The 24,587-nt window shown below is 34.5% G+C and carries 19 protein-coding genes and 1 riboswitch; of the genes, 14 read left to right on the top strand and 5 right to left on the bottom strand.

Features of this window, described 5'->3' with window-relative positions; genetic code table 11:
- Positions 1-183 precede the first annotated feature (183 nt).
- Positions 184-711: an inorganic diphosphatase gene (locus tag MTX13_RS10960; protein ID WP_250434986.1), complete on the top strand. Its 528-nt coding sequence runs from the start codon at positions 184-186 to the stop codon at positions 709-711.
- Between the two features lie 118 nt (positions 712-829).
- Complete coding sequence (locus tag MTX13_RS10955) at positions 830-3,268, top strand: sodium-translocating pyrophosphatase (RefSeq protein ID WP_250434984.1); 2,439 nt, start codon at positions 830-832, stop codon at positions 3,266-3,268.
- A gap of 78 nt (positions 3,269-3,346) precedes the next feature.
- On the opposite strand, the gene MTX13_RS10950 is transcribed toward MTX13_RS10955, so the two are convergent.
- From MTX13_RS10950 to MTX13_RS10935, 4 genes are read right to left on the bottom strand one after another with little or no spacing between them, the layout of a single operon-like run.
- Positions 3,347-3,961, bottom strand: a complete 615-nt coding sequence (locus tag MTX13_RS10950) for a deoxynucleoside kinase (protein WP_250434981.1) — start codon at positions 3,959-3,961, stop codon at positions 3,347-3,349.
- Between the two features lie 4 nt (positions 3,962-3,965).
- Positions 3,966-4,745 carry a hypothetical protein gene (locus tag MTX13_RS10945; protein ID WP_250434972.1) on the bottom strand — a complete coding sequence of 260 codons (780 nt, stop codon included), beginning with the start codon at positions 4,743-4,745 and terminating at the stop codon, positions 3,966-3,968.
- A 34-nt stretch (positions 4,746-4,779) separates the two neighbouring features.
- Positions 4,780-5,463, bottom strand: coding sequence for a response regulator transcription factor (locus MTX13_RS10940; RefSeq protein ID WP_250434970.1), 684 nt, complete (start codon positions 5,461-5,463; stop codon positions 4,780-4,782).
- Positions 5,456-6,949, bottom strand: a complete 1,494-nt coding sequence (locus tag MTX13_RS10935; RefSeq protein WP_250434968.1) for a sensor histidine kinase — start codon at positions 6,947-6,949, stop codon at positions 5,456-5,458. Before MTX13_RS10935 ends, MTX13_RS10940 begins: the two co-directional genes overlap by 8 nt.
- A gap of 123 nt (positions 6,950-7,072) precedes the next feature.
- On the opposite strand from MTX13_RS10935, the gene MTX13_RS10930 reads away from it, so the two are divergent.
- The 4 genes from MTX13_RS10930 to MTX13_RS10915 all read left to right on the top strand — a co-directional run bounded on the left by MTX13_RS10930 (position 7,073) and on the right by MTX13_RS10915 (position 12,668).
- A complete protein-coding gene (locus MTX13_RS10930) occupies positions 7,073-7,918 on the top strand; it encodes a GLPGLI family protein (protein ID WP_250434960.1) in 846 nt (281 codons plus the stop codon).
- Positions 7,919-8,024: 106 nt separating this feature from the next.
- The gene (locus MTX13_RS10925; protein ID WP_250434958.1) at positions 8,025-8,912 is read left to right on the top strand and encodes a GLPGLI family protein; all 888 of its coding nucleotides are present in this window, start codon (positions 8,025-8,027) and stop codon (positions 8,910-8,912) included.
- Between the two features lie 114 nt (positions 8,913-9,026).
- The gene (locus MTX13_RS10920) at positions 9,027-9,887 is read left to right on the top strand and encodes a GLPGLI family protein (protein ID WP_250434956.1); all 861 of its coding nucleotides are present in this window, start codon (positions 9,027-9,029) and stop codon (positions 9,885-9,887) included.
- 48 nt (positions 9,888-9,935) lie between these two features.
- Positions 9,936-12,668: a carboxypeptidase regulatory-like domain-containing protein gene (locus MTX13_RS10915; protein ID WP_250434954.1), complete on the top strand. Its 2,733-nt coding sequence runs from the start codon at positions 9,936-9,938 to the stop codon at positions 12,666-12,668.
- Between the two features lie 43 nt (positions 12,669-12,711).
- On the opposite strand, the gene metK is transcribed toward MTX13_RS10915, so the two are convergent.
- Entirely contained in the window at positions 12,712-13,968 is a 1,257-nt protein-coding gene (metK, locus tag MTX13_RS10910; protein WP_250434944.1) for a methionine adenosyltransferase, read from the bottom strand.
- Positions 13,969-14,225: 257 nt separating this feature from the next.
- A riboswitch (SAM riboswitch) is annotated at positions 14,226-14,350 on the top strand.
- A 120-nt stretch (positions 14,351-14,470) separates the two neighbouring features.
- Here metK and MTX13_RS10905 point away from each other — a divergent pair.
- The 8 genes from MTX13_RS10905 (at position 14,471) to MTX13_RS10870 (ending at position 24,586) form a co-directional block, all read left to right on the top strand.
- Complete coding sequence (locus MTX13_RS10905; RefSeq protein ID WP_250434942.1) at positions 14,471-15,640, top strand: trans-sulfuration enzyme family protein; 1,170 nt, start codon at positions 14,471-14,473, stop codon at positions 15,638-15,640.
- Complete coding sequence (locus tag MTX13_RS10900) at positions 15,627-16,706, top strand: homoserine dehydrogenase family protein (protein ID WP_250434940.1); 1,080 nt, start codon at positions 15,627-15,629, stop codon at positions 16,704-16,706. Before MTX13_RS10905 ends, MTX13_RS10900 begins: the two co-directional genes overlap by 14 nt.
- Before the next feature lie 7 nt (positions 16,707-16,713).
- Positions 16,714-17,727, top strand: coding sequence for a homocysteine S-methyltransferase family protein (locus MTX13_RS10895; protein ID WP_250434938.1), 1,014 nt, complete (start codon positions 16,714-16,716; stop codon positions 17,725-17,727).
- 3 nt (positions 17,728-17,730) lie between these two features.
- Positions 17,731-20,415: a methionine synthase gene (gene metH / locus MTX13_RS10890; RefSeq protein WP_250434935.1), complete on the top strand. Its 2,685-nt coding sequence runs from the start codon at positions 17,731-17,733 to the stop codon at positions 20,413-20,415.
- A gap of 1 nt (position 20,416) precedes the next feature.
- Positions 20,417-21,373 carry a methylenetetrahydrofolate reductase [NAD(P)H] gene (metF, locus tag MTX13_RS10885; protein ID WP_250434925.1) on the top strand — a complete coding sequence of 319 codons (957 nt, stop codon included), beginning with the start codon at positions 20,417-20,419 and terminating at the stop codon, positions 21,371-21,373.
- Positions 21,374-21,439: 66 nt separating this feature from the next.
- Positions 21,440-22,699: a pyridoxal phosphate-dependent aminotransferase gene (locus MTX13_RS10880; RefSeq protein ID WP_250434918.1), complete on the top strand. Its 1,260-nt coding sequence runs from the start codon at positions 21,440-21,442 to the stop codon at positions 22,697-22,699.
- A gap of 43 nt (positions 22,700-22,742) precedes the next feature.
- Positions 22,743-23,834 carry an acyloxyacyl hydrolase gene (locus MTX13_RS10875; protein WP_250434912.1) on the top strand — a complete coding sequence of 364 codons (1,092 nt, stop codon included), beginning with the start codon at positions 22,743-22,745 and terminating at the stop codon, positions 23,832-23,834.
- Between the two features lie 5 nt (positions 23,835-23,839).
- Complete coding sequence (locus tag MTX13_RS10870; protein WP_250434905.1) at positions 23,840-24,586, top strand: head GIN domain-containing protein; 747 nt, start codon at positions 23,840-23,842, stop codon at positions 24,584-24,586.
- Position 24,587: the final 1 nt, after the last annotated feature.

The following is a 24,587-nucleotide window of genomic DNA, read 5'->3' as shown; positions in this document are numbered from 1 at the left end:
TTTGATTATTTTTTGAATGAAACAACAAGATATAAAAAAATGAGATGAGGTTTTTTATTTTAACAATTAAACGCCTTTCTGCAGATTATTAGAATTAGTAAAGTTGATAATATAATTTTAAAGTTATTTATCTATTGCCCAAACCTAAACTCTTCCGTACCTTTGCAGTCCAAAAAAATAATAATGATAAATACAGGAAAAACTACGTTTGATGTACTGATTGAAATACCAAAGGGTAGCCGTAACAAATATGAATACGATTTTGAACTCAATAAAATACGTTTTGATCGTATGTTGTTTTCATCAATGATGTATCCTGGAGATTATGGTTTTATTCCAGAAACCCTAGCATTGGATGGAGATCCTTTGGATGTTTTGGTTATGGGAACTGAACCTACATTTCCTATGTGCGTGATGGAAGTGAAACCTATTGGTGTTTTCCATATGGCTGATGAAAAAGGACCAGATGAAAAATTGGTATGTGTTCCTGTAAGTGACCCTATATGGAACAGTTATGCAGATATTGAAGATTTAAATCCACATAGAAAAAAGGAAATCACACATTTTTTTCAGGTTTATAAAGATTTAGAAAAAAAGAAAGTAGATGTTGGCGGATGGGGAAATGCTAAAGAAGCTTATGAGATATTCAACAAATGTGTTGAGCGTTATGAGAATAGCGAGCATAAAACCAATGGTGATTTTACCATATAGTTTATAAAAAATAGTGAATTTAAAACCCTACTAAACAATACATTTAGTAGGGTTTTTCTATTAAAATCCATTTCACTACTTTTGCCCTGCTAATTATTAAAAATATAAACTAATTAATATGGAATCAAACATGATTTTTGTGCCAATTGCAATGGCAGTACTTGGTCTTCTGTTTATGATGGTGAAAATGGCTTGGGTAAAAAAGCAGGCAGCCGGAAGTGAAAAAATGCAAGGTATATCTAAAGCCATTAAAGAAGGGGCTTTAGCGTTTTTAGGCGCTGAATATCGCTTATTATTGATATTCGTTGTAATTGCAGCTATAGCACTAGGTGTTATTTCAATGTTGGTTGATACAACCCATTGGATAATTATTGTAGCTTTTATTGTTGGTGCGTTTGCATCGGCTTTAGCTGGAAATATTGGTATGCGAATCGCAACTGAGGCCAACGCTAGAACTGCAGAAGCTGCTAAAACAAGCTTGCCTCAAGCATTAAAAGTGTCATTTGGCGGTGGAACCGTTATGGGACTTGGTGTAGCTAGCTTGGCCGTGTTAGGATTGAGTTTGTTCTTTTTCGTATTTGTAAAAATGTTTGTAGATGGTGGTTCATCATTCTATAACGATATGACAATGGCTCTTGAAGCACTTGCAGGTTTCTCTTTAGGTGCAGAGTCTATTGCTTTATTTGCTCGTGTTGGTGGTGGTATTTATACAAAAGCTGCTGATGTTGGTGCTGATTTGGTTGGTAAAGTTGAAGCAGGTATCCCGGAAGATGATCCTCGTAACCCAGCTACTATTGCAGATAACGTAGGTGATAATGTAGGTGATGTTGCAGGTATGGGAGCCGATTTATTTGGGTCTTATGTGGCGACTGTTTTAGCTGCAATGGTTCTTGGAAACTATTTGATTAAAGATATGTCGTTAAATGCACCTTTTACAGATTCGTTTAACAATATGGGTCCAATTTTATTGCCAATCGTTATTGCTGGTGTTGGTATCTTGGCTTCTATACTGGGCACATTCTTGGTTAAAATTTCAAGTAATGATGCAAAAGAACCACAAGTTCAAAAAGCATTGGATATGGGTAACTGGGTATCAATTATTATCACATTAATTGCTAGTTGGTTCTTAATAGATATGATGTTACCAGAAACAATGAATATGAAGTTCTTTGGAGAAGGTTATAAAGCCATTCCTTCAATAAATGTGTTTTGGTCAGCTTGTATTGGTTTAGCTGTTGGTGCGTTAATTTCTATGGTAACGGCATTCTATACAAGTTTAGGTAAGAAACCAGTTTTAGATATAGTTAAAAATAGTTCTACGGGAGCTGCAACAAATATTATTGCAGGTTTGGCTGTAGGTATGAAATCAACATTTTTGTCAGTGGTGTTATTTGCTGCTGCTATTTATGGTTCTTATGAATTAGCAGGTTTTTACGGTGTAGCTTTAGCTGCTTCTGCTATGATGGCAACAACTGCTATGCAATTGGCTATAGATGCTTTTGGTCCAATTGCTGATAACGCTGGAGGTGTTGCTGAAATGAGTGAATTAGAGCCTCACGTTCGTGAGCGTACAGATATTTTAGACTCAGTTGGAAACACTACAGCTGCTGTTGGTAAAGGTTTTGCGATTGCTTCTGCTGCCTTAACGGCTTTAGCCTTATTTGCAGCCTATGTAACTTTTACAGGAATTGACGGTATCAATATTTTTAGAGCCGATGTATTGGCCATGTTATTTGTTGGAGGAATGATTCCGGTAATCTTCTCGGCTTTGGCTATGCAATCGGTTGGTAAAGCGGCTATGGAAATGGTTCAGGAAGTACGTCGCCAGTTTAGAGAGATTCCAGGTATTATGGAAGGAACAGGAACACCTGAATATGCAAAATGTGTTGATATTTCAACCAAAGCGGCATTAAAAGAAATGATCTTACCAGGTTTAATTACAATTATCACTCCTATCATCATCGGATTGGTATTTGGTGCTGAACCACTGGGAGGTTATATGGCTGGTGTTTGTGTGTCTGGTGTTATGTGGGCTATTTTCCAAAACAACGCAGGTGGCGCATGGGATAATGCTAAAAAATCTTTTGAAGCTGGTGTTGAAATCAATGGAGAAATGACTTATAAAGGTTCAGATGCCCACAAAGCGGCTGTAACTGGTGACACAGTTGGAGATCCATTTAAAGATACTTCTGGGCCATCTATGAATATTTTAATTAAACTAACTTGTTTAGTAGGATTGGTAATTGCTCCAATATTGGGAGGTCACAATATTGAAGAAGGCGTTGCCATGAATGAAAATGAAATTGAAGTTGTAGAGGGTCAAGAGGTCAAGAAAGTATTGGTTGAAATGAATATCTTAAATGAAAGCGTAGCTAAAGCAGTGGTAAAAACTACAACTGTTGTAAATGGTGAATCACAAGTTAAAGAATCTGTTATTTCAGGAACTCCTGAAGAAGTGCAAGCTAAAGTAGATAAACTTAAAGGTGAGGCTACCCAGTTCAAGGAAAAAGTTATTGATAACACAAAAGAAGTTGAAGAAGAAATAGTAAAAGAATAAATAATTTGTTCTTTTAAATAGATTTAAAAAAACCACGCATCATGCGTGGTTTTTTAGTATTGAATTGGTTCTAATGTTTTAAAATAAGCCATGAATTTCAGCTTCAATTTTATTGACAATAGTTCCTAAATCTTCAGGGTTAGAAACAAAATCCATATTGTCAACATCTATAATTAAGAGTTTGCCTTTATCATAACCGTGTATCCAAGCTTCGTAACGTTCGTTTAAACGACTTAAGTAATCTATACTAATAGAGTTTTCGTAATCGCGTCCGCGCTTGTGAATTTGATTGACTAAATTAGGTATTGAGCTACGCAAATAGATTAATAAATCTGGTCCTTGAACAAATGACTCCATTAAGTCAAATAATGAGCGATAATTTTCAAAATCCCGATTAGTCATTAAGCCCATGGCATGCAAATTGGGCGCAAAAATATGTGCGTCTTCATAAATGGTACGATCTTGAATAATATCTTTACCACTTTGTCTAATTTGATTGACTTGCCTGAAACGACTATTTAAAAAATAGACTTGTAGGTTGAAACTCCAACGTTCCATTTGATTGTAAAAATCATCAAGGTATGGGTTGTCTACAACATCTTCCAGTTGAGGTTCCCATTTATAATGTTTTGCCAATAATTTTGTTAGCGTTGTTTTTCCAGCGCCTATATTTCCCGCTACTGCAACATGCATAGTTTTAATAGTTTTTTAGTTGGAATTTGTAAAGGGTTTCAGAATCGTAAATATACAAGGTTTCACCCGTTACAAAAAACTGATTTATTAACAATTCCGGTAGAATGATTGGTATGATTTCTTCGGTTTTGTCTTTAAGAAAGTACAGCTTGTTATCCTTTTTTAATATAACATCGTCATTGCGTTCTTCAGCTACTGTGTAGCCATCATTTTTTATTTTATACAACATACTGCCAAAATAACTGTACTTGTAAATATAATTTTCAGTAAGTAACCAAGCATAATTGTAATTACTGGCCAAATGCAAAACATTTGAAACTACAGGCAATGCTGTAGCTCTAATTTGATTGTTTAAATAATCATACAATTGTAATTGTTGTAAATCTTGATTAAATGTCCATATGGTATTATCATTCCCGACAGAAACATGGCTAACGTTACGGTAAGGCTGTCTAACGTTAAAGTCTATTTTGTATATATCTGCCAGTCGGTTGTCTAAAACAATTACAGTATTAAAATCCTTATAAAATAGTATCATTTTAAGCGGATTATAAATATCGGTAGATGCAATTTCTCCTAATTGAATAGCGCTAAAATTTATAGTTTTAGAATCAATTTTTTTGTAAAATACATTATTGTTTATATAGTATTGAGCATCAAAATTATCGGTTCCAATTATAGACTGTACCTTTAATGGTGAAGATTCAACTAAAACAGCCTTAAGGCTATCTTGTGAGTATAGATGCACCGAAAAGAAAAATAAAAAGTAAAATGCCCATTTCATACGAAATTGAAAAGTACAAAAATCAATCCAGAAATCAACAGATTAATTTATATCCAAACCCACGAACATTTAATATTTGAACGCTTTCATCTTTTTTAAGTTTTTTGCGGAGTTTGGTAATAAAAACATCCATGCTTCTAGCATTAAAAAAATCGTCGCTTCCCCAAAGCTTGTTTAGTATAACTGAACGATCTAAAACATGGTTCTTGTTTTCTATTAAATGAAATAGTAAATGTGTTTCTCTGTGCGTTAATTGAATGGGGTTTTCAGATTTATAGGAAAGTGTTTGCTTTGGAAAATCGAACATATAATTACCTATTTGATAGCTTTCCTTGGTTTGCTCTAATGCAGAACGGTTTAATAAATTATGAATTCTAACAATCAATTCTTCCATGCTAAAGGGTTTTTTAAGATAGTCATTACCACCTATGGTAAACCCTTCAACAACATCATGTGTTTGCGATTTGGCTGTTAAAAAAATAATTGGAATGGTATGATCTATGGCACGTATTTCTTTAGCCAAAGTAAAACCATCTTTTTTTGGCATCATAACATCTAGAACCAAAAGTTCTGGATGTTCTTGGTTGTAGATTTTAAAAGCATCTTCACCATTTACACAAAGTAAGACCTTAAAATCACGTGTTTCTAAACTTTCTTTAATTATTTGGCCTAAGGCAGGTTCGTCTTCGGCTAATAAAATGGTTGTTTTTTTAGCCATTAGGTAAAGTTATTTTAAAGGTTTTTTGATTATTTCCTAATTCTAAAGAAATAATACCACCATGATTTTCAATTATTTTTTTGGTATAATACAAACCAATACCAAAGCCTTTTATGTCATGGGTATTGCCCTTGGGTATGCGATAGAACTTTTCAAATATTCTATGTTTTTGCGCTTCTGTTAGACTGTTTTCATTATCAGAAACCATAACTGTAAGGCCAATGCTGTTTTCAGATAGGCTAACTTTAATGGTGTCTCCACCGTATTTAATGGCATTGTCAATTATATTGTTAATGGCATTTTCAAAATGAAAAACATCTATGCTGCCCGAGACATCAGACTTAAAGTCTGTTAGCTCTAAAGTTTTGGATTGTAATTGCAATTGATGTTTGTAAACTAATTTTTCAATTAATTCAGAGACATTAACAGATTCCTTTTTAAGTTCTAAATTATCGCTATCTAACGAGGCTGTTTCTAAAAGCTTTTCTACCATGGTATTTAGCTTTTTTAATTGCTCTTCAGACATATCTAAATAGCTCTTTGTCTTTTCTTTATCATTTATAATATTAAAATTCTTGATACTCTCTAAAGCTACACCAATTGTGGCAATTGGCGTTTTAAATTCATGTGTAATGTTGCTTATCAAATCGTTTTTAACTTCTGCCAATTGCTTTTGGTGCTTGATGACTTTAAGTAAATAAAATAAACATCCAATAACGCCTAAAACCAACAAAAGCGACAAGAAAAGACCGGATAAAATGCGCTTTAAAATTATTGCAGTACTATTGGTAAAACGAATTTCAAGTAAACTGCCTTTCGGTAAATAAGCTGATTTTGAAGCAGTTTTTAAATGGTTGTTTTTAAGTGCATTGTAATTTTTAGATTGTAAAGTGTCAAACGGAGATTTAAACAACAAAGCGTAATCTACATTCAGGTTTTTTCTGCCGAGCTCTAGCCCTATAAGCGAGTCTAATCTATCAATTTTTAAACTTTCATTTGTCATAGAATAGATGACTTTGGAGGTCAATAATTTAAAAGAGTCTTCGGTTAGTGAATCTAAATGTGTGTGGTTTGTAGCTCTTACTTCCAATTGTGATGGTGTCCACTGTTTTATAATATTGCCCTTTATGGAGTCATTATCACTTATAACAGAAATATCTTCCATAATTTGAATTCTTAAAGAATCATCTTCTGAAATATTTTTAGTGATCAGATCGATATTCTGAACAATACTATCAATTTTTTGTTGCTTAAGTATTATGTCAGACATGTTGTCCGTTTCAAATGCAAAAGCAAGCGTATTATGGTGCGCAATGTTAGCATAATAGGTATCAATAGCATTGTCTAAGCTTATTTGAACATCATTAATAAGCTGTTGCTTGTTGGTCAAATAGTTCTTGTAGTTCCAATATACTTGAATAGCTATTGTACATAAAATAACAACCACAATGGTGTTTAAAATCCATTTATAACGCATGTCATTCATAATTCAAATGTATAGGTAAAAAACTAGTATTGCTAATCGGTTAACACACGTTAACACTCATTAACTGTTATTGTTTAATTTACATATCATATTTGTGATAGTGAAACTTAAAAACATACAATCATGAAAAAAATAATAACATTTTTACTATTTATTTTGGCACTTCAATTTGCATTTGCACAAAACTTTCAAGGAGAAGCAACCTATAAAACGTCTCGTAAAGTAGATATTCAATTGGATAGTACTCAAATGAGTTCAGACCAACACACGCTTATGTTGGAGATGCTTAAAAAGCAATTTCAGAAAACGTATATTCTAAATTTCAATAAGGAAACGTCCATTTATAAAGAGGATGAACCTTTAGAATCGCCACAGCCAGCAGGTGTAGAAATTATGATGATTAATACTGGTGGATCAGATGTGTTATTTAAGAATTTAAAGGAAAATCGATATACCAATCAGCATGAATCTTTTAGTAAGTTATTTTTAATTCAAGATTCACTTGAGAAACTAGATTGGGAAATGACAGGGGAAACAAAATTCATAGGCGACTATGAGTGTTATAAGGCTACTATGAAAAGAGAGGTTGAGGTTGTACAGAGTGGTATAAGTATAAATGGCGATAAAGATTTACGCCCAGATGAAAACAAAGAGCCAGAAATGAAAGAAATAACTGTTACGGCTTGGTATGCACCTTCTATTCCAGTAAATAATGGGCCTGAAAACTATCATGGTTTACCTGGTTTAATATTAGAGGTGAACGATGGTACAACAACTATGATTTGTAGTAAGATTGTATTAAATCCAGACAAAAAAATAAAAATTGAAGAACCAACAAAGGGTAAAAAAGTCACTCAAGAAGAATACGACAAAATTATGGAAAAGAAAATGAAAGAAATGGAAGAACGTATGCGTTCGTCTTGGAGTGACGATGGCGGGCAAAATGTTGAGATTCGTATTGGAGGTTAATTTTTTGTGAAAATTTTAACAGTCAAAGGTTAAACGTTTCAAGTGTTTGTTAGTCATATAGGAATTAATCGTAAATTTCGATTATAACTTTTTAAGACGCTATACAATGAAACTACAAACTACAAAAATGCCTTTAATTGCATTTTTCTTATTGATTACTTTATTTTCTTTTGCACAAAAAGACTTTCAAGGAAAAGCCTATTACCAAACTAAAACTACCATGGATTTGGACAATTGGGGAGGAAGACAATTGAGTGAGCAGCAAAAGAAGCAAATTCAGGAACGCATGAAAAGCTTTTTAGAAAAGCAATATATTCTAACATTCACGCAATCTGAATCTATGTACAAAGAAGATGAAAAACTAGAAGCGCCTGGAGGTGGAGGGAGAGGATTTGGAATGATGAGTAGTTTTACTGGTGGAGCACAATACAAAAACATTAAGGAGAAGCAAATGCTTCAAGATCAGGAATTTTTTGGTAAGCAGTTTTTAGTCAAAGATTCGCTTCCAGAATTAAAATGGGAAATGGGAACAGAAACCAAGCAAATTGGACAGTATATGTGTTTTAAAGCCACAGCAGTAAAAAAGGTTGATGAGTTTGATTGGAGCAATATGCGTAGAAAAGAGAAAAAAGAAGATGATGAGAAGAAACAAGATTCTACAGATACAGCCGAAAAATCTGATGATCCTATGTCCGAAATTGAAGTGCCTGAAACCATAACAGTTACAGCTTGGTATACACCACAGATTCCAGTTAATAATGGCCCAGGTGAGTACTGGGGCTTACCAGGTTTAATTTTAGAAGTAAGTGCAGGAAGAACAACCATGTTGTGCTCAAAAATAGTTTTGAATCCAGACGAAAAAGACGAGATAAAAAAACCTTCTAAAGGAAAAGAAGTAACGAGGGCGGAATATAACCAAATTGTAAAAGATAAAATGGCAGAAATGCGTGAAATGTATGGAGGTCGTAATCGCGGTGGAGGTAGAGGGCGTTAATTAATTGATATCTAGTAAAGTATTAAAATTTACTTAAAAGATTTAATCTCATGTCAGCTTAATAATTATTTTGTTTAATTTTGAATACAAAAAATTAAACAAAAATAAACCATCATGAAAACTAAACGAGTCATTTTATCATCAATATTTGGACTTTTTTTTCTATATACAGGATTGTTTGCACAAGATTTTCAAGGACAAGCATATTATTTCTCAAAATCTACCCTAGATTTAGGTAGATGGGGATCCAGATTGAGCGAGGCACAAAAAAAACAAGTTCAAGAACGCTTAAAAAACAGATTGGAGAAAACTTATATTTTAACCTTTAGTGTTGAAGAGTCTTTGTTTAAAGAAGATGAAAAGCTAGATGCCATTTCTGGAGCTACAGACTCTTGGGGTAAAAATTTTACTCCAGGAAAACAATATAAAAATGTAAAAACTAACACCTTATTGCAAGATCAAGAGTTTTATGGCAAACAGTTTTTAGTTAAAGACCAATTGCTAAAGTTAGAATGGAATATGACAGCAGACACAAAACAAATAGGTGAATACATGTGCATGAGAGCAGTAGCCGTGGTTCCTAGTGAGCAATTATCATGGTATGATTTTTCTTGGGATAAATTAAGAAATCAAAATAAAGAAGAAGATAAAAATGAAAGTAATAATGAAGTAGCAGATGGGGATACTTCCAAAATTCAAGAAGTAAACATGACGCAAATAGAGGCATGGTACACACCTCAAATACCTGTAAGCCATGGACCACTAGAATATTGGGGTTTACCTGGTTTAATTCTAGAAGTAAATGCAGGAAATACCACTATGTTATGTTCAAAAATTGTAATAAACCCAACAGAAAAAAATAAAATAGAAGCTCCAGATAAAGGTAAAGAGGTTACCAAAATGGAGTATCAGGAAATTATAACAACAAAAATGGCCGAAATGCGCGATATGTATAGCGGTAGACGAGGCAGATAATAATTTGCTCTAAATAAAAAAAGACAACCAAACCAAATTTTAAACTAAATGAAACACGTATTAACAGCAATCATTCTTTTAATTGGGATTTCTACTTATGGTCAAATTAAAATTGAAGGCGTAGTTAAGGATAGCATAGGCAACCCTTTAGAACTCGCAAATGTTATTGCCATAAATCAAGAAACTAATAAGTTAGATTCTTACGGTATTACAAACGACCAAGGACGCTATAAATTATCATTAGAAAAAAATACCAGTTATAAAGTTCAGGTTAGTTATATTGGTATGAAAACCGCTGAAGTTACAGTTGAAACAAAAGAAGAAAGCGTTACTAGAGACTTCGTTTTAGAGAACGATAATACTTTAGATGAGGTGGAGTTAATATATGAAATGCCAGTAACCGTTAAAGGCGATACGCTAATCTATAATGCCGATTCTTTTAATACAGGAACAGAACGAAAATTAGAAGATGTTCTAAAAAACCTGCCTGGTGTTGAAATTAATGCAGATGGACAAGTGGAAGTAGAAGGTAAAGTGGTTAACAAGGTTATGGTTGAAGGCAAAGATTTCTTTGATGGCGATTCAAAACTCGCTACTAAAAACATACCGGCAAATGCTGTTGATAAAGTTCAGGTTTTAAAAAACTATGCCGAAGTTGGTCAGTTAAGTGGTGTTCAAAACAATCAAGATAATATTGCCTTGAATATTAAGCTTAAAGAAGGTAAAGATAATTTCTGGTTTGGTAATGTAACTGGAGGTGGTGGTGTTTCTGCTGCCGATCAGGCTTTATATCTCGCTCAAGCTAAATTATTTTATTACAGTAAAAAAATGAGCGTCAATGTCATTACTGATGCCAACAATTTAGGTGAAATTGCTTTCTCTAGACGAGATTATTTTAATTTCGGAGGTGGTTTCAATAGAGCGCCAAGTCAAAATAACGGTACTAATATTAGTTTAGGTAATAATGGCTTAGGATTTTTAAATCTGCAAAATGATAGAGCAAAAGAAATTAACTCAAGATTTGGTGCTGCTAACTTTAGCTACTCACCTAATGATAAATTAGATATTACTGGTTTTGCAATTTATACTGGTAATAAAATTGAGCTGCAGGAAAATAACAGTATTGTTTATACAGATCCAGAACTGGACATACCAGATGAACAAACCGAAAGCAGAACAACACAACGCAGTGATTTAGGTGCCATTAAATTAGCTACAACTTATAAAAAGAATGCTAATAACCAATTGGATTACGAAATTTTAGGGCGTATGTCTCAAGAAACGCAAGAGCAAAAGTTTTTCTCTTCTGTTTTAGGAAATACAAATCAAAATGAAAATATAAATCCGTTTAGCATTAATCAACGCTTTAACTATTATTACACACTTGATGACACTAATATTTTTGCATTTGAAGCACAACATTTATGGTCTGATGAAGACCCATTTTATAATGCTTTAATTGAAGACAAGGATTCTTACGAAAATGCCGGAAACTTTTTAGGCTTAGATCCAAATCAAGTTAATTATGTGGTTAATCAAGAACGTCGTGTTAAAACAAATCAAATAGATGCCAAGGTGGATTATTGGAATATATTAAACGACAAGAGTAATATAAATTTCACATTAGGAACGATTTATAGTAATCAAAAATTTAATTCACGTATTTTTCAAACTTTAGATAATGGTTCAGAATTTAACAATCAACCTAATAATAATAGCCCAGAAAACGATATAGATTATACATTTTCAGATGTTTATCTTGGTGTACATTATCGTGTAAAATTAGGCATTTTTACACTTACCCCTGGATTTACGGCGCACACGTACAGTGCTAGAAATAATCAGTTTGGTGTGAGTTTTACAGATAATTTTGTAAGACTATTACCAGATTTTAATGCAAGAATTCAGCTTAAGAAAAGTGAGCAAATTACGTTTGATTATCGTATGGTAACACAATTTACAGATGTTAACCAATTAGCCGAAGGTTTAGTTTTAAATAATTATAATGCATTCTTTACTGGAAACCAAGAATTGGAAAGCGCATTAGCACATAATTTAAGTTTAAACTATTTCAGTTTTAACATGTTTAATTACACCAATGTTTTTGCACGAATTAGTTATACTAAAAATATTGATAGAATACGTACAGCTTCTACTTTCCAGGAAAATAGTGTTGTAAGGGTTAGCTCGCCTTTTAATTCTAATTTTGCAGATGAAACTTTTAATGCTTTTGGACGTTTTCAGCGATCGTTTGGTAAATTAAGAGCATCTGCTAATGCAAGTTTCACATACGGAAAGTTTAATCAATTTATTTCAACAAGTAACGATCCTGATAATCTTACGCGTTCTGTTAACGAAAGCTTTACTCAAAATTACGGACTAGAATTACGCTCTAATTTTAAAGAGGCACCTAACTTTGAAATAGGGTATGATTACAGAATTCAAAATAACGATCAAGGTAGCCAAACTACTCGCTTTTATACGGGAACTCCTCGTGCAGAGATAGACATTTTACTTTGGAAGTCATTAACTTTAAGATCTGAATATCAATATACAAGTTTAAGTGATCCAGATAGAACTCTAAACAGTTTCGATTTTTGGGATGCATCTTTAGCATATCGTAAAGATCCAGATGCTAATTGGGAGTTTGAGTTAAAAGCAACTAACTTATTAAATACGCAGTCTCAAGCGAATACCAATGCTGGTGGTTTATCGGTTAGTGCTACAGAATATTTTATACAACCACGATTTGTAACCTTTAGGGTTATTTATAACTTATAAAACAAGAAGCCTCACAATTGTGAGGCTTTTTTATTCTAATACATTACATAATATCGAAGGCTTTTCGAACCTTATCAACATAATCTAGTTTTTCCCAAGTAAAGAGTTCTACATCTAGTGTAATTGGGTCACCATTAGGTTGCTCAAACGTTTTACTAACCGTTTCATTGTTACGTCCCATATGTCCATAAGCAGCTGTTTCGCTATACATCGGTTGGCGTAATTTTAATCTTTCCTCGATGGCAGATGGTCGCATATCAAAAATTTCAGAAACTTTTTCAGCAATTTCACCATCAGTCATATTAAAAGGGCACGTGCCATATGTATCTATAAAAATTCCCATAGGCTCTACAACACCAATAGCATAACTTACCTGAACTAAAACTTCGTCACAAACACCAGCAGCTACCAAGTTTTTTGCAATATGTCTGGTCGCGTAGGCTGCACTTCTATCTACCTTACTTGGGTCTTTTCCAGAAAAAGCGCCACCACCATGAGCACCTTTACCACCATAAGTGTCAACAATTATTTTTCGTCCAGTTAAACCTGTGTCTCCATGTGGTCCTCCAATAACAAACTTTCCAGTTGGGTTTATATGGTATGTTATTTCTGTATTAAATAAAGCTTGTATTTGTTCAGGAAGTTTTGCAACCACTCTTGGAATTAAAATTTCAACAATATCCTTGCGAATTTTAGCTAGCATCTCGTCATCAGTTCCAAAATCGTCATGTTGCGTAGATACTACAATTGAGTCTATACGTTGCGGAATATTATCATCACTGTACTCAATCGTTACCTGGCTTTTAGAATCTGGTCTTAAATACGTAATATCTTTGTTTTCTCTGCGTAGTTCGGCCAATTCAATTAGAATTCTGTGAGCCAAATCTAATGCTAAGGGCATGTAGTTTTCTGTTTCGCGCGTTGCATAACCAAACATCATACCTTGGTCGCCAGCACCTTGCTCTTCTTTGCTTTCACGATCTACTCCACGATTAATATCTTCAGACTGTTCGTGAATAGCAGAAAACACACCACACGAATTGCCATCAAACATATAAGCCCCTTTGGTGTAACCTATTTTATTAATAGTATCACGAGCTATTTTTTGGACATCCAAATACGTATTAGATTTAACCTCTCCGGCCAACACAACCTGACCAGTTGTAACCAAGGTTTCACAGGCTACTTTTGAGTCTTTATCAAATGCTAAAAAATGATCGATTAGGGCATCACTAATCTGATCGGCTACTTTATCTGGGTGGCCTTCAGAAACACTTTCTGAAGTAAATAAATATGGCATAAATCCTAATTTTAAATATTGTTGAAAATACGGAAAAAAAGTGAAACTGCACGCTGGCTAAAGAAGTGAAAAAAGTACTGCTTTAGCATTTTTTAATGAGGTTGCAATCAGACAAATTTTTCCTCTAATTAATTGTTTGGCAAAAGTAAAAAAATAAAATAAAACCCAACCTCATTTCATTTTTTTTGTAAAATAATTTGGTTTTTAAAATTTTGTGTTGCAATATTTGTGCTCACAAAGTTCAAAAACTTACTGAAATGTTATCAAGAAAGGTGGAGGGAATAGACCCTGTGAAGCCTTAGCAACCCTTTGTTCCATGCAAAGAAGGTGCTACATTCTACTTGATGTTTTATTCATTTATAAAACATTGGATAGATAACTCAAACGTAATTACCTATCGGTAATTCGTAAATTTCTTTTTAACATTTTTCTATTAGGTACGTCTGTGAAGACGCATTTGACTTTTGTTTTAATCATTTATTAACTCAAAAAAATTAGAAAAATGAGTGCAACAAAAATTATTCATTCCATTCCAAGCGATCCGCTTACTGGAGCCATTTCGGTACCTGTGTACCAAACATCAACGTTTATACAGGAAGCACCTGGTGTAAACAAGGGCTTTGATTATGCCCGAAGCAATAATCCAACCCGAAAAGTGTTGGAAGATGTCGTGGCAAACCTTGAAGGCGGCCATTCTGGTTTTGCCTTTTCAACTGGGTTGGCAGCCATTGATGCTGTATTGAAACTCTTATCTGCAGGTGACGAAATTATAGCCGTTGATGATATTTATGGTGGAGCATATCGTTTGTTTACACATGTCTATGAAAAATTAGGCGTAAAAGTACACTATGTAGATACTACAGATGCTGAAAATGTGGCCAATCTCATTAGCAGTAAAACCAAATTGGTCTGGATTGAGTCGCCAACAAATCCAACCTTAAAAGTATCCGACATTCAAACTATTGGTATTATTGCTAAAAGTGTTGGGGCTTATTTGGTTGTTGACAATACCTTTGCAAGTCCTATAGCTCAAAAGCCAATATCCTTAGGTGCTGATATTATCATCCACAGTGGTACTAAATATATAGGCGGCCATTCTGATTTGGTGGCAGGATTGGTGGTGACAAAAACAAAAGAACTGTCAGAAAAAATCAAGTTTATACAGAATGCATCAGGTGCTGTTTTAGGACCTTGGGACTGTTTTCTCACTATTCGCGGAATTGAGACATTGGAATTACGCTATAAAAAGCAATGTGAAAATGCTTTTGCAGTGGCCGCATTTTTGTCTAATCATCACGCTGTTCAGGATGTCTATTTTCCAGGATTGGTTACCCATAAAAACCATGATATAGCCAAGCGCCAACAAAATGGTTTATTTGGAGGCATTGTATCTTTTACATTGAAAAATGATACACAGGAAGCCGCCAATCAATTTGTAACACACACCAGTTATTTTAAATTGGCAGAGAGTTTGGGAGGCGTTAAAAGTTTGTTGTGCCATCCACCACAAATGACACATGCCTCTATTCCCAGAGAAAAACGATTACAGGCTGGTATTAAGGATTCCTTAATCCGTTTATCATGTGGTATTGAAGATGCCAATGATTTAATAAATGATTTAAACCAAGCATTTTCAGCAATTTCTAAAACCAAAGATTATGTCAAACAGTAAAACCATAAATCTTGTTGTTTTTGGTATTGGAAATGTTGGAAGTACCTTGATACAACAGATACAAGCGGCCAAAAAACAATTGGATCAACAGCAGGTTGCTATAAGGATTCCTGTGGTTGCAAATTCAGAATTAGCCTTTTACAATGAAGATGGATTAACGCCTACTTGGGATTGTGACTTTCAAAAGTTTTCAGTGCCTTATAAGTTAGATGAAATTATAAACTTTGTAAATTCTCACCAATTTCAAAACCTGATTGCGATTGATGCGACCGCAAGTACAGATTTTGTAAAAAATTATGTGCCTTTGGTTGAAAACGGCTTTCATATTGTTTCAGCAAATAAGGTAGCGAATACGCTGCATTATGATTTTTATAAAACACTTCGAAACACCTTAAAGAAGCATAATAAGTCCTTTCTTTATGAAACAAACGTTGGTGCAGGATTGCCCATTATTGAAACCATTAAAAACCTTTATGGTTCGGGAGAAAAAATCACCAAAATTCGTGGTGTGTTTTCTGGATCATTAAGTTATATTTTTAATGAGTTTTCTGAAAAGGCCAAACCATTTTCCAAAGTTCTGAAAGAAGCGTCAAATCTCGGACTAACAGAACCTGATGCCAGAGAAGATTTATCCGGTAACGATGTAGCCAGAAAACTATTGATTTTGGCACGTGAACTTAATTTAAAAGCCGAATTCAATCAAGTGAGTGTAGAATCTTTAGTACCCAAAAAGCTTAACGGAAAGACCACCTTGCATCAGTTTAAGACACGTGTTAAGGAATTAGATGATCCTTTTCAAAACCGAATATCTACTCTGTCTAATGATGATGTGTTACGATATGTGGGAGAATTGGATGTTGTAAACCAAACTCTGGAAGTGAAATTGGTTTCTGAAAAGAAGCAATCTGCTATTGGTCAGTTACGAGGAGCAGATTCTATTTTTGAAATCTTTACCGAATCCTATGGCGAAAACCCTTTGGTTATCCAAGGTGCTGGAGCAGGAAAGGCCGTGACGGCAAGAGGATTGCTTTCCGATGTAATTAAACTGTCTAACCAATTAAATTAATTAAAAAATGGCTGATGTAGTGGAAGAAATCCGCAAACGTATTCTTGTCCTTGATGGCGCAATGGGAACCATGTTGCAGCGTTATAATTTTACTGAAGACGATTTTCGTGGTTCAAGATTCAAAGATTTTAAACATCCATTAAAAGGAAATAACGATTTATTATCGCTAACACAACCAGAAGCTATTGCCGAAGTACATAGAAAGTATTTTGAAGCTGGTGCAGATATTGTAGAAACTAACACCTTTTCTGGAACAACTATTGGTATGGCAGATTACCATATGGAAGATTTAGTCTACGAATTAAATTTTGAATCCGCTAAAATAGCCAAACAAGTTGCCGAAGAATTTACAAAAGCCAATCCTGAAAAACCACGTTTTGTAGCAGGAAGCATCGGTCCAACAAACCGTACCGCAAGCTTAAGTCCAGATGTAAACAGACCAGAATATCGCGCAGTAACCTTTGACGAATTACGCATTGCTTACAAACAACAAGTTGAAGCTTTAATTGATGGCGGAAGCGATATTTTGTTAGTCGAAACTATTTTTGATACACTAAATGCCAAAGCAGCATTATTCGCCATTCAAGAAGTTAAGGAAGAACGTAATATTGATATTCCGGTTATGGTATCAGGAACCATTACCGATGCTTCTGGTAGAACATTATCTGGGCAAACCGTTGAGGCATTTTTAATTTCAATATCACATATTCCGTTATTAAGTGTTGGTTTTAATTGTGCGCTTGGTGCAGACCAATTACAACCGTATTTAAAACGCTTATCTCACGAAACCGATTTTTATACATCAGCACATCCAAACGCAGGATTACCAAATGCTTTTGGCGAGTATGACCAAACTGCCAAACAAATGCAACAGCTTATAGAAAACTATCTAAAAGATGATTTAATAAACATCATTGGTGGTTGTTGCGGAACAACACCAGAACATATAAAAGCGATTGCCGAAGTTGCTTCAAAATATAAACCTAGAACTGTCGGTTCGAGCGCAGTCGAGAACTTTTAATGTATGAAAGAGAACAAAAACCGATATCTTAAATTATCAGGTCTAGAACCATTAATAATAACGCCTGAAAGTAATTTTATAAACGTTGGTGAGCGTACTAACGTTACTGGTTCTCGTAAATTTTTACGATTAATAAAAGAAGAAAACTATGCCGAAGCATTAGATGTTGCGAGAGACCAAGTGGAAGGCGGCGCGCAAATCATAGATGTCAATATGGATGAAGGTATGCTTGACGGGAAACACGCAATGGTAACCTTCTTAAATCTTATCGCATCAGAGCCAGATATTGCACGCTTGCCCATTATGATCGATAGCTCAAAATGGGACATTATCGAAGCTGGTTTGCAAGTCGTACAAGGTAAATCGGTTGTAAATTCTATCAGTTTAAAAGAAGGCGAAGCGACTTTTATACATCAAGCAAAACTTATCAAACGTTATGGTGCAGCTGTGATTGTCATGGCGTTTGATGAAGATGGTCAAGCCGATACCTACGAGCGTAGGATTGAAATCTGTAAACGCTCTTACGATATTTTGGTAAATCAAGTTCAATTTCCACCAGAAGACATCATTTTCGATCCTAATATTTTTCCTGTTGCAACCGGAATGGAAGAGCATCGTTTAAATGCTTTAGACTTTTTTAATGCTACAAAATGGATTAAAGAAAATCTACCTTATGCCAGCGTTTCTGGTGGCGTAAGTAACGTATCATTTTCGTTTAGAGGAAACAATATTGTGCGTGAAGCCATTAACGCAGCATTTTTATATCACGCGATTCAACACGGAATGAATATGGGAATCGTAAATCCAACCATGTTGGAAGTGTATGACGAAATTCCGAAGGATTTACTGGAACACGTGGAAGATGTACTTTTTGACAAACGAGACGATGCTACTGAACGCTTATTAGAATTTGCCGAAACCGTAAAAGGACAGAAAAAAGACGATGTAGCAAAGGTACAAGAATGGCGAAGCGAACCTTTGCAAGACCGCATTACGCACGCTTTGGTAAAAGGTATTGATGCCTTTATTGTTGAAGATGTTGAAGAAGCGCGACAAGCGGTAAACAAGCCTATTCAAGTAATCGAAGGTCACTTAATGATTGGAATGAATGTGGTTGGCGATTTGTTTGGAAGCGGAAAAATGTTTTTGCCTCAAGTGGTAAAATCGGCTCGTGTAATGAAAAAAGCAGTTGCTTATTTACAACCTTATATTGAAGCTGAAAAAGACGATTCGCAACGCTCTAATGGTAAAATTTTAATGGCAACCGTAAAAGGCGATGTACACGATATTGGTAAAAATATAGTGAGCGTTGTTTTGGGTTGTAATAATTACGAGATTGTGGATTTAGGCGTCATGGTTCCGCCAGAAAAAATCATTGAAATCGCTAAAAAAGAAAACGTCGATGTCATTGGATTAAGCGGTTTAATTACACCATCTTTAGACGAGATGGTTTACGTTTCGCAAGAAATGGAAAAACAAGGATTTAATATTCCGTTGTTAATTGGTGGCGCAACTACTTCTAGAGCGCATTCTGCGGTAAAAATTGCACCACATTATTCTAATACTGTTGTGCACGTCAACGATGCGTCTAGAGCTGTAACCGTTGTTGGAAATCTGTTGCAAAAGGATAACACTGTTTACAAAGAACAGATTCGTGAGGAATATGAAAAATTCCGTGAGCAATTTTTAAAACGTGGTAAACAAAAGGAATATGTTTCTATTGAAGAAGCGCGTGAACGAAAGTTTAAAATCGATTGGAACACAACCGAAATTGTAAAACCAAAACAATTAGGAATACAAGATATTCAAGATTTTGATATTACGATTTTAGAAGATTATATCGATTGGTCACCATTTTTTAGAAGTTGGGATTTACACGGAAAATATCCAGATATTTTAACCGACGACATCGTTGGTAAACAAGCAACCGAATTGTTTAAAGACGCTAAAGTCTTGCTTCAAAAAGTCTTTGATGAAAAGCTACTGAAAGCAAAAGCAGTTTTTGGGTTGTTTCCTGCAAATACTGTAAATGATGATGATATTGAAGTAACGGTTGAAAACCAAATACCAAACACCAAACACCAATTCCTAACACTGCGTCAGCAACTCAAAAAAAGAGAAGGCGTTCCAAATTTTGCATTAGCTGATTTTATCGCGCCTAAAGACACAGGAATTCAAGATTACATCGGTTGTTTTTGCGTGACTACAGGTTTTGGAACCGAACAATTAGCAAAAGAATTTGAAGCGAATCACGACGATTATAATTCCATAATGATAAAAGCATTAGCCGATAGATTAGCTGAAGCTTTTGCAGAATATTTACACAAAGAAGTAAGAACCAAACATTGGAACTACGCTTCTGAAGAAAATTTAACCAATGAAGATTTAATTGCCGAAAGTTATCAAGGTATTCGTCCTGCACCAGGTTATCCGGCTTGTCCAGATCATTTAGAGAAAAAGACCATTTGGGACATTTTAAAAGTTGAAGAAAACATTGGTGTAAAACTAACCGAAAGTCTTGCGATGTGGCCAGCAGCTAGTGTAAGTGGTTATTATCTTGCTAATCCTGAAGCTAGATATTTTGGATTAGGGAAAATCACTAAAGACCAAGTAGAAGATTACGCTAAACGTAAGAATATTAGTGATGAAGACGCTGCAAAATGGTTAAACCCTAACTTAACAAATTAGTATGAAAGTTACAGAACACATAAAAAAAGCCAACGGAAAGACACAATTCTCGTTTGAGATTTTACCACCTTTAAAAGGTCAACACATTCAATCCATTTTTGATAACATTGACCCGTTGATGGAATTTAAACCACCATTTATTGATGTTACTTACCACCGAGAAGAGTATACATATAAGGACGCTGGTAATGGATTACTAAAAAAACAAGTGGTTAAAAAACGTCCTGGAACCGTTGGTATTTGTGCAGCCATTCAAAACAAATATGGTGTTGATGCGATCCCTCATATTTTATGTGGTGGCTTCACCAAGGAGGATACAGAGAATTTCTTAATTGATTTAGACTTTTTAGGAATTAATAACGTCATGGCATTGCGAGGTGATGCCGTAAAAACCGAGACCTATTTTAAGCCTGAAAAAGATGGACATACTTACGCCAGTCAATTAGTAGCTCAAATACAAGAACTTAATAAGGGTAATTACCTAGATGAAGAACTTCAAAATTCATCTAAAACCAATTTTTGTATAGGCGTAGCGGCATATCCTGAAAAGCATATGGAAGCACCAAGTTTAGAAAGTGATATCCATTTTTTGAAAGAGAAAATAAAAAAGGGTGCCGAATATATTGTAACCCAAATGTTCTTTGATAACGATAAATATTTCAAGTTTGTAAAAAAATGCAGAGATGCAGGAATAGAAGTGCCAATTATTCCAGGCTTAAAACCTATAGCTACAAAAAAACAACTCAATTTAATACCGCACAGATTTCATGTTGATTTACCAGAAGATTTAATCCTTGAAATTATTAAATGTAAAAACAACGAGCATATTAGGCAAGTGGGTGTTGAATGGTGTATTGAGCAATCAAAAGAATTGCAGAAATCGGGCATTCCAATACTCCATTACTATTCCATGGGCAAAAGCGATAACATAAAAGCCATCGCATCACAGGTGTTTTGATAAAACAGGTAGTCTTGTTGCAAAAATAAGTCAAGAAACTGTATTTTTGCGAAAAATTAATTCAACATGAAAACATCAAAATTAGCCGAAGGTTTAAAAGGTTCTGAAATCATTAAAATTGCTGGAGAAGTCAATGCACTTAAAGCTCAAGGCGAAGTGATTTATAATCAGACCATTGGTGATTTTGATGCGTCAATTTTTCCAATTCCCGAAGAATTGAATACTGAAATAGTTAAGGCTTATAATAATAACGAAACCAATTATCCGGCTGCAAATGGTATGGAAAGCTTGCGGGCAAGTGTTTCAAAATATCTATCTAAAAATTTAGGTTTAGAGTATTCTAAAGACGATATTTTAATTTCAGGAGGTGCTAGACCATTAATTTATGCCGTTTATCAAACTATTTTAGATATTAATGATACCGTTTTATATCCTGTGCCATCATGGAATAATGATGCTTATACCTACTTGTCTAGAAACAATGCGGTAATTGTAGAAACGAAAGCCGAAAATAAGTTTATGCCAACGGCTTCTGATTTAGAGCCACATATTCAAGATGTAAACTTAATTGCTTTATGCTCACCGTTAAATCCAACAGGAACAACCTTTACGAAAGAGGCTTTGCAAGACATTTCTGAATTAGTTCTATTGGAAAACAAAAGACGAGAGCGTGAAAACATGAAACCACTTTATCTTTTATACGACCAAATATATTGGCAATTAACCTATGGTGATACTGTACACTACAATCCAGTAGAATTAGTTCCTGATATGCGAGAGTATACTATTTTTGTTGATGGAATTTCCAAGGCTTTTGCCGCAACTGGTGTTCGTGTGGGTTGGGCATTTGGGCCAAACCATGTCATTAGTAAAATGAAAGCTATGTTAAGCCATATAGGTGCTTGGGCTCCTAAAGCCGAACAAATGGCTACAGCAGCTTATTTACAACAGGAAAAATCAGTATCAAACTATTTAGAGCATATTAAAAGTGAGTTAAATGAAAGATTGGTTGCTTTTTATAAAGGATTTAACGATTTAGAAAGTAAAGGCTTCGCTGTAAAAGCCATAGAGCCACAAGCTGCTTTGTATTTAACCGTTCAATTTGATTTAGTTGGAATGACTACTGCTAATGGAAATATGCTTAATTCTATTCAAGATGTTACCAGTTATCTAATTCAAGAGGCAAAGTTAGCAATCGTACCTTTTTATGCTTTTGGAACATCAACAGATTCTAATTGGTTTAGACTGTCTGTTGGTACAGCCAAAAAAGAAGATATTGAAACCATATTTAGTTTATTGGAAAACGCCTTAAAACAATTAAAATAGTTTCTAATAAGAAATTATTTACATTTACGCCTTAAACCTTTTCATGAAGAAACTTCTATTTTGTATTTTTTGCGTGAGTGTTAGTATGCTTTATTCCCAAAAAAAGCCTACAGATTCGTATTTTGATCTTAACTATTTCCACGGGACTATAGCTAATCATAACGATGATATCTTGCATTTAATTCAAGGGCATCCCAGTGGTTTTATTTTGAGTTGGAATAAAAAAACATTCGGAAATGAAGATTGGGAACAACGCTATGGCTACCCAGATTATGGTGTGTCATTTGCGTATCAAGATTTAAAGAATGAAGTTTTAGGAAACAATTTTGCCGTTTATGCGCATTACAATTTTTACTTTTTAAAACGTAATTTAGTCTTTAGAATAGGGCAGGGAATTGGTTACACAACCAACCCCTATGATAAAGAAACAAATTATAGGAACAATGCCTTTGGCACCCATTTTTTAAGCAGTACTTACATCATGCTTAATTATAAAAAAGAACGCTTGTTTAAAAAGTTTGGGGTTCAAGCCGGATTATCTTTGGTTCATTATTCCAATGCCAATATAAAAGCGCCTAATGCTAGTATAAATACTATTGCTTTTAATGTAGGAATGACCTATAATTTAGATGAAGAAGACCAGGAGTATATCTACACCATTTCTAAAGAAAAGTTTACACAACCTATAAAGTATAATTTGGTTTTTAGAAGCGGAATAAATGAAAGTGATGTAGTGGGAAGCGGACAATACCCATTTTATATTCTATCGGCTTATGCCGACAAACGGCTATCGCATAAAAGTGCTGTACAGTTGGGTGTAGATGCCTTTTTTTCTATGTTTTTAAAAGAACTGATTTATTATCAATCGGTATCATTTCCTGAAGAAAATGTATCTGGTGATGAAGATTATAAACGTGTTGGAATTTTTGCTGGACACGAATTATTTATAAACCGATTCTCAATCATCACCCAATTAGGATATTATATTTATTATCCGTTTGATTTTGAAGGTAGAACTTATTTTAGAGTCGGTCTGAAACGTTATTTTGGGGACAAATGGTTTGGGGCTATTTCATTAAAGTCTCATGGAGCAAAGGCCGAAGCTGTTGAATTTGGTGTTGGAATACGATTGTAATGATTATGAAAAGAATAGTTTACATAGTAACTGTATTACTGATTGTTTCCTGTAGTAAGGAAGATGCTTTTGATTGTATTCAAAATGCAGGTACAACAGTTCAACAGGAAGTTAGTGTTACAAGTTTTAGTAAAATTCTTGTAAATCGCGATATTAAATTGGTTGTAAAGGAAGCGGCAGATTTTTCTGTAATTGTAGAATCTGGTGAATATCTAATAAATGATGTTGAGGCAAAGGTTGTTGGAGATGAGTTACAGCTTACCAATAACAATACCTGTAATTTTGTTCGCGAATATGGACTAACCACTATCTATGTTTCAGCACCTAATATTACCGATATTAGAAGTTCTACACAATACTCTGTTATTTCTGAAGGGATATTAAATTACAATGTTTTAAAATTGTTTTCTGAAGATGTTAGTGGCGAAGGCACTATAACGAGTGGTAATTTTAGTTTGGCTGTTAATGCCAATAGGCTTCGTATCGTTTCTAACAATTTATCATCCTTTTATATTTCTGGCGAAGTAGACAATTTATTTGTAGGTTTTTATTCTGGCATCGGCCGTTTTGAAGGCGAAAGTTTGGTGGCTCAACATGTAGATGTCTATCACAGAGGTAGCAATGATATTATCGTGAATCCGCAACAATCCTTGAGTGGCGAATTAGTCGGTGCAGGTAATTTGATTTCGGTTAATAGACCACCAACTGTAGAGGTTGAACAGTTGTATACTGGAAGGCTTATTTTTGAATAGA

Origin of the sequence: Hanstruepera flava (assembly GCF_023634025.1) — a bacterium.
GTDB lineage: Bacteria > Bacteroidota > Bacteroidia > Flavobacteriales > Flavobacteriaceae > Hanstruepera > Hanstruepera flava.
The sequence above is the reverse complement of the archived record's forward strand: the minus strand, read 5'-3'. Positions and strand labels throughout refer to the sequence as shown.

Bases quoted from the DNA above. Each gene is read 5' to 3' on its own strand.
- MTX13_RS10960 (WP_250434986.1), top strand. From the start codon at position 184: ATGATAAATACAGGAAAAACTACGTTTGATGTACTGATTGAAATACCA.
- MTX13_RS10955 (WP_250434984.1), top strand. From the start codon at position 830: ATGGAATCAAACATGATTTTTGTGCCAATTGCAATGGCAGTACTTGGT.
- MTX13_RS10950 (WP_250434981.1), bottom strand. From the start codon at position 3,961: ATGCATGTTGCAGTAGCGGGAAATATAGGCGCTGGAAAAACAACGCTA.
- MTX13_RS10945 (WP_250434972.1), bottom strand. From the start codon at position 4,745: ATGAAATGGGCATTTTACTTTTTATTTTTCTTTTCGGTGCATCTATAC.
- MTX13_RS10940 (WP_250434970.1), bottom strand. From the start codon at position 5,463: ATGGCTAAAAAAACAACCATTTTATTAGCCGAAGACGAACCTGCCTTA.
- MTX13_RS10935 (WP_250434968.1), bottom strand. From the start codon at position 6,949: ATGAATGACATGCGTTATAAATGGATTTTAAACACCATTGTGGTTGTT.
- MTX13_RS10930 (WP_250434960.1), top strand. From the start codon at position 7,073: ATGAAAAAAATAATAACATTTTTACTATTTATTTTGGCACTTCAATTT.
- MTX13_RS10925 (WP_250434958.1), top strand. From the start codon at position 8,025: ATGAAACTACAAACTACAAAAATGCCTTTAATTGCATTTTTCTTATTG.
- MTX13_RS10920 (WP_250434956.1), top strand. From the start codon at position 9,027: ATGAAAACTAAACGAGTCATTTTATCATCAATATTTGGACTTTTTTTT.
- MTX13_RS10915 (WP_250434954.1), top strand. From the start codon at position 9,936: ATGAAACACGTATTAACAGCAATCATTCTTTTAATTGGGATTTCTACT.
- metK (WP_250434944.1), bottom strand. From the start codon at position 13,968: ATGCCATATTTATTTACTTCAGAAAGTGTTTCTGAAGGCCACCCAGAT.
- MTX13_RS10905 (WP_250434942.1), top strand. From the start codon at position 14,471: ATGAGTGCAACAAAAATTATTCATTCCATTCCAAGCGATCCGCTTACT.
- MTX13_RS10900 (WP_250434940.1), top strand. From the start codon at position 15,627: ATGTCAAACAGTAAAACCATAAATCTTGTTGTTTTTGGTATTGGAAAT.
- MTX13_RS10895 (WP_250434938.1), top strand. From the start codon at position 16,714: ATGGCTGATGTAGTGGAAGAAATCCGCAAACGTATTCTTGTCCTTGAT.
- metH (WP_250434935.1), top strand. From the start codon at position 17,731: ATGAAAGAGAACAAAAACCGATATCTTAAATTATCAGGTCTAGAACCA.
- metF (WP_250434925.1), top strand. From the start codon at position 20,417: ATGAAAGTTACAGAACACATAAAAAAAGCCAACGGAAAGACACAATTC.
- MTX13_RS10880 (WP_250434918.1), top strand. From the start codon at position 21,440: ATGAAAACATCAAAATTAGCCGAAGGTTTAAAAGGTTCTGAAATCATT.
- MTX13_RS10875 (WP_250434912.1), top strand. From the start codon at position 22,743: ATGAAGAAACTTCTATTTTGTATTTTTTGCGTGAGTGTTAGTATGCTT.
- MTX13_RS10870 (WP_250434905.1), top strand. From the start codon at position 23,840: ATGAAAAGAATAGTTTACATAGTAACTGTATTACTGATTGTTTCCTGT.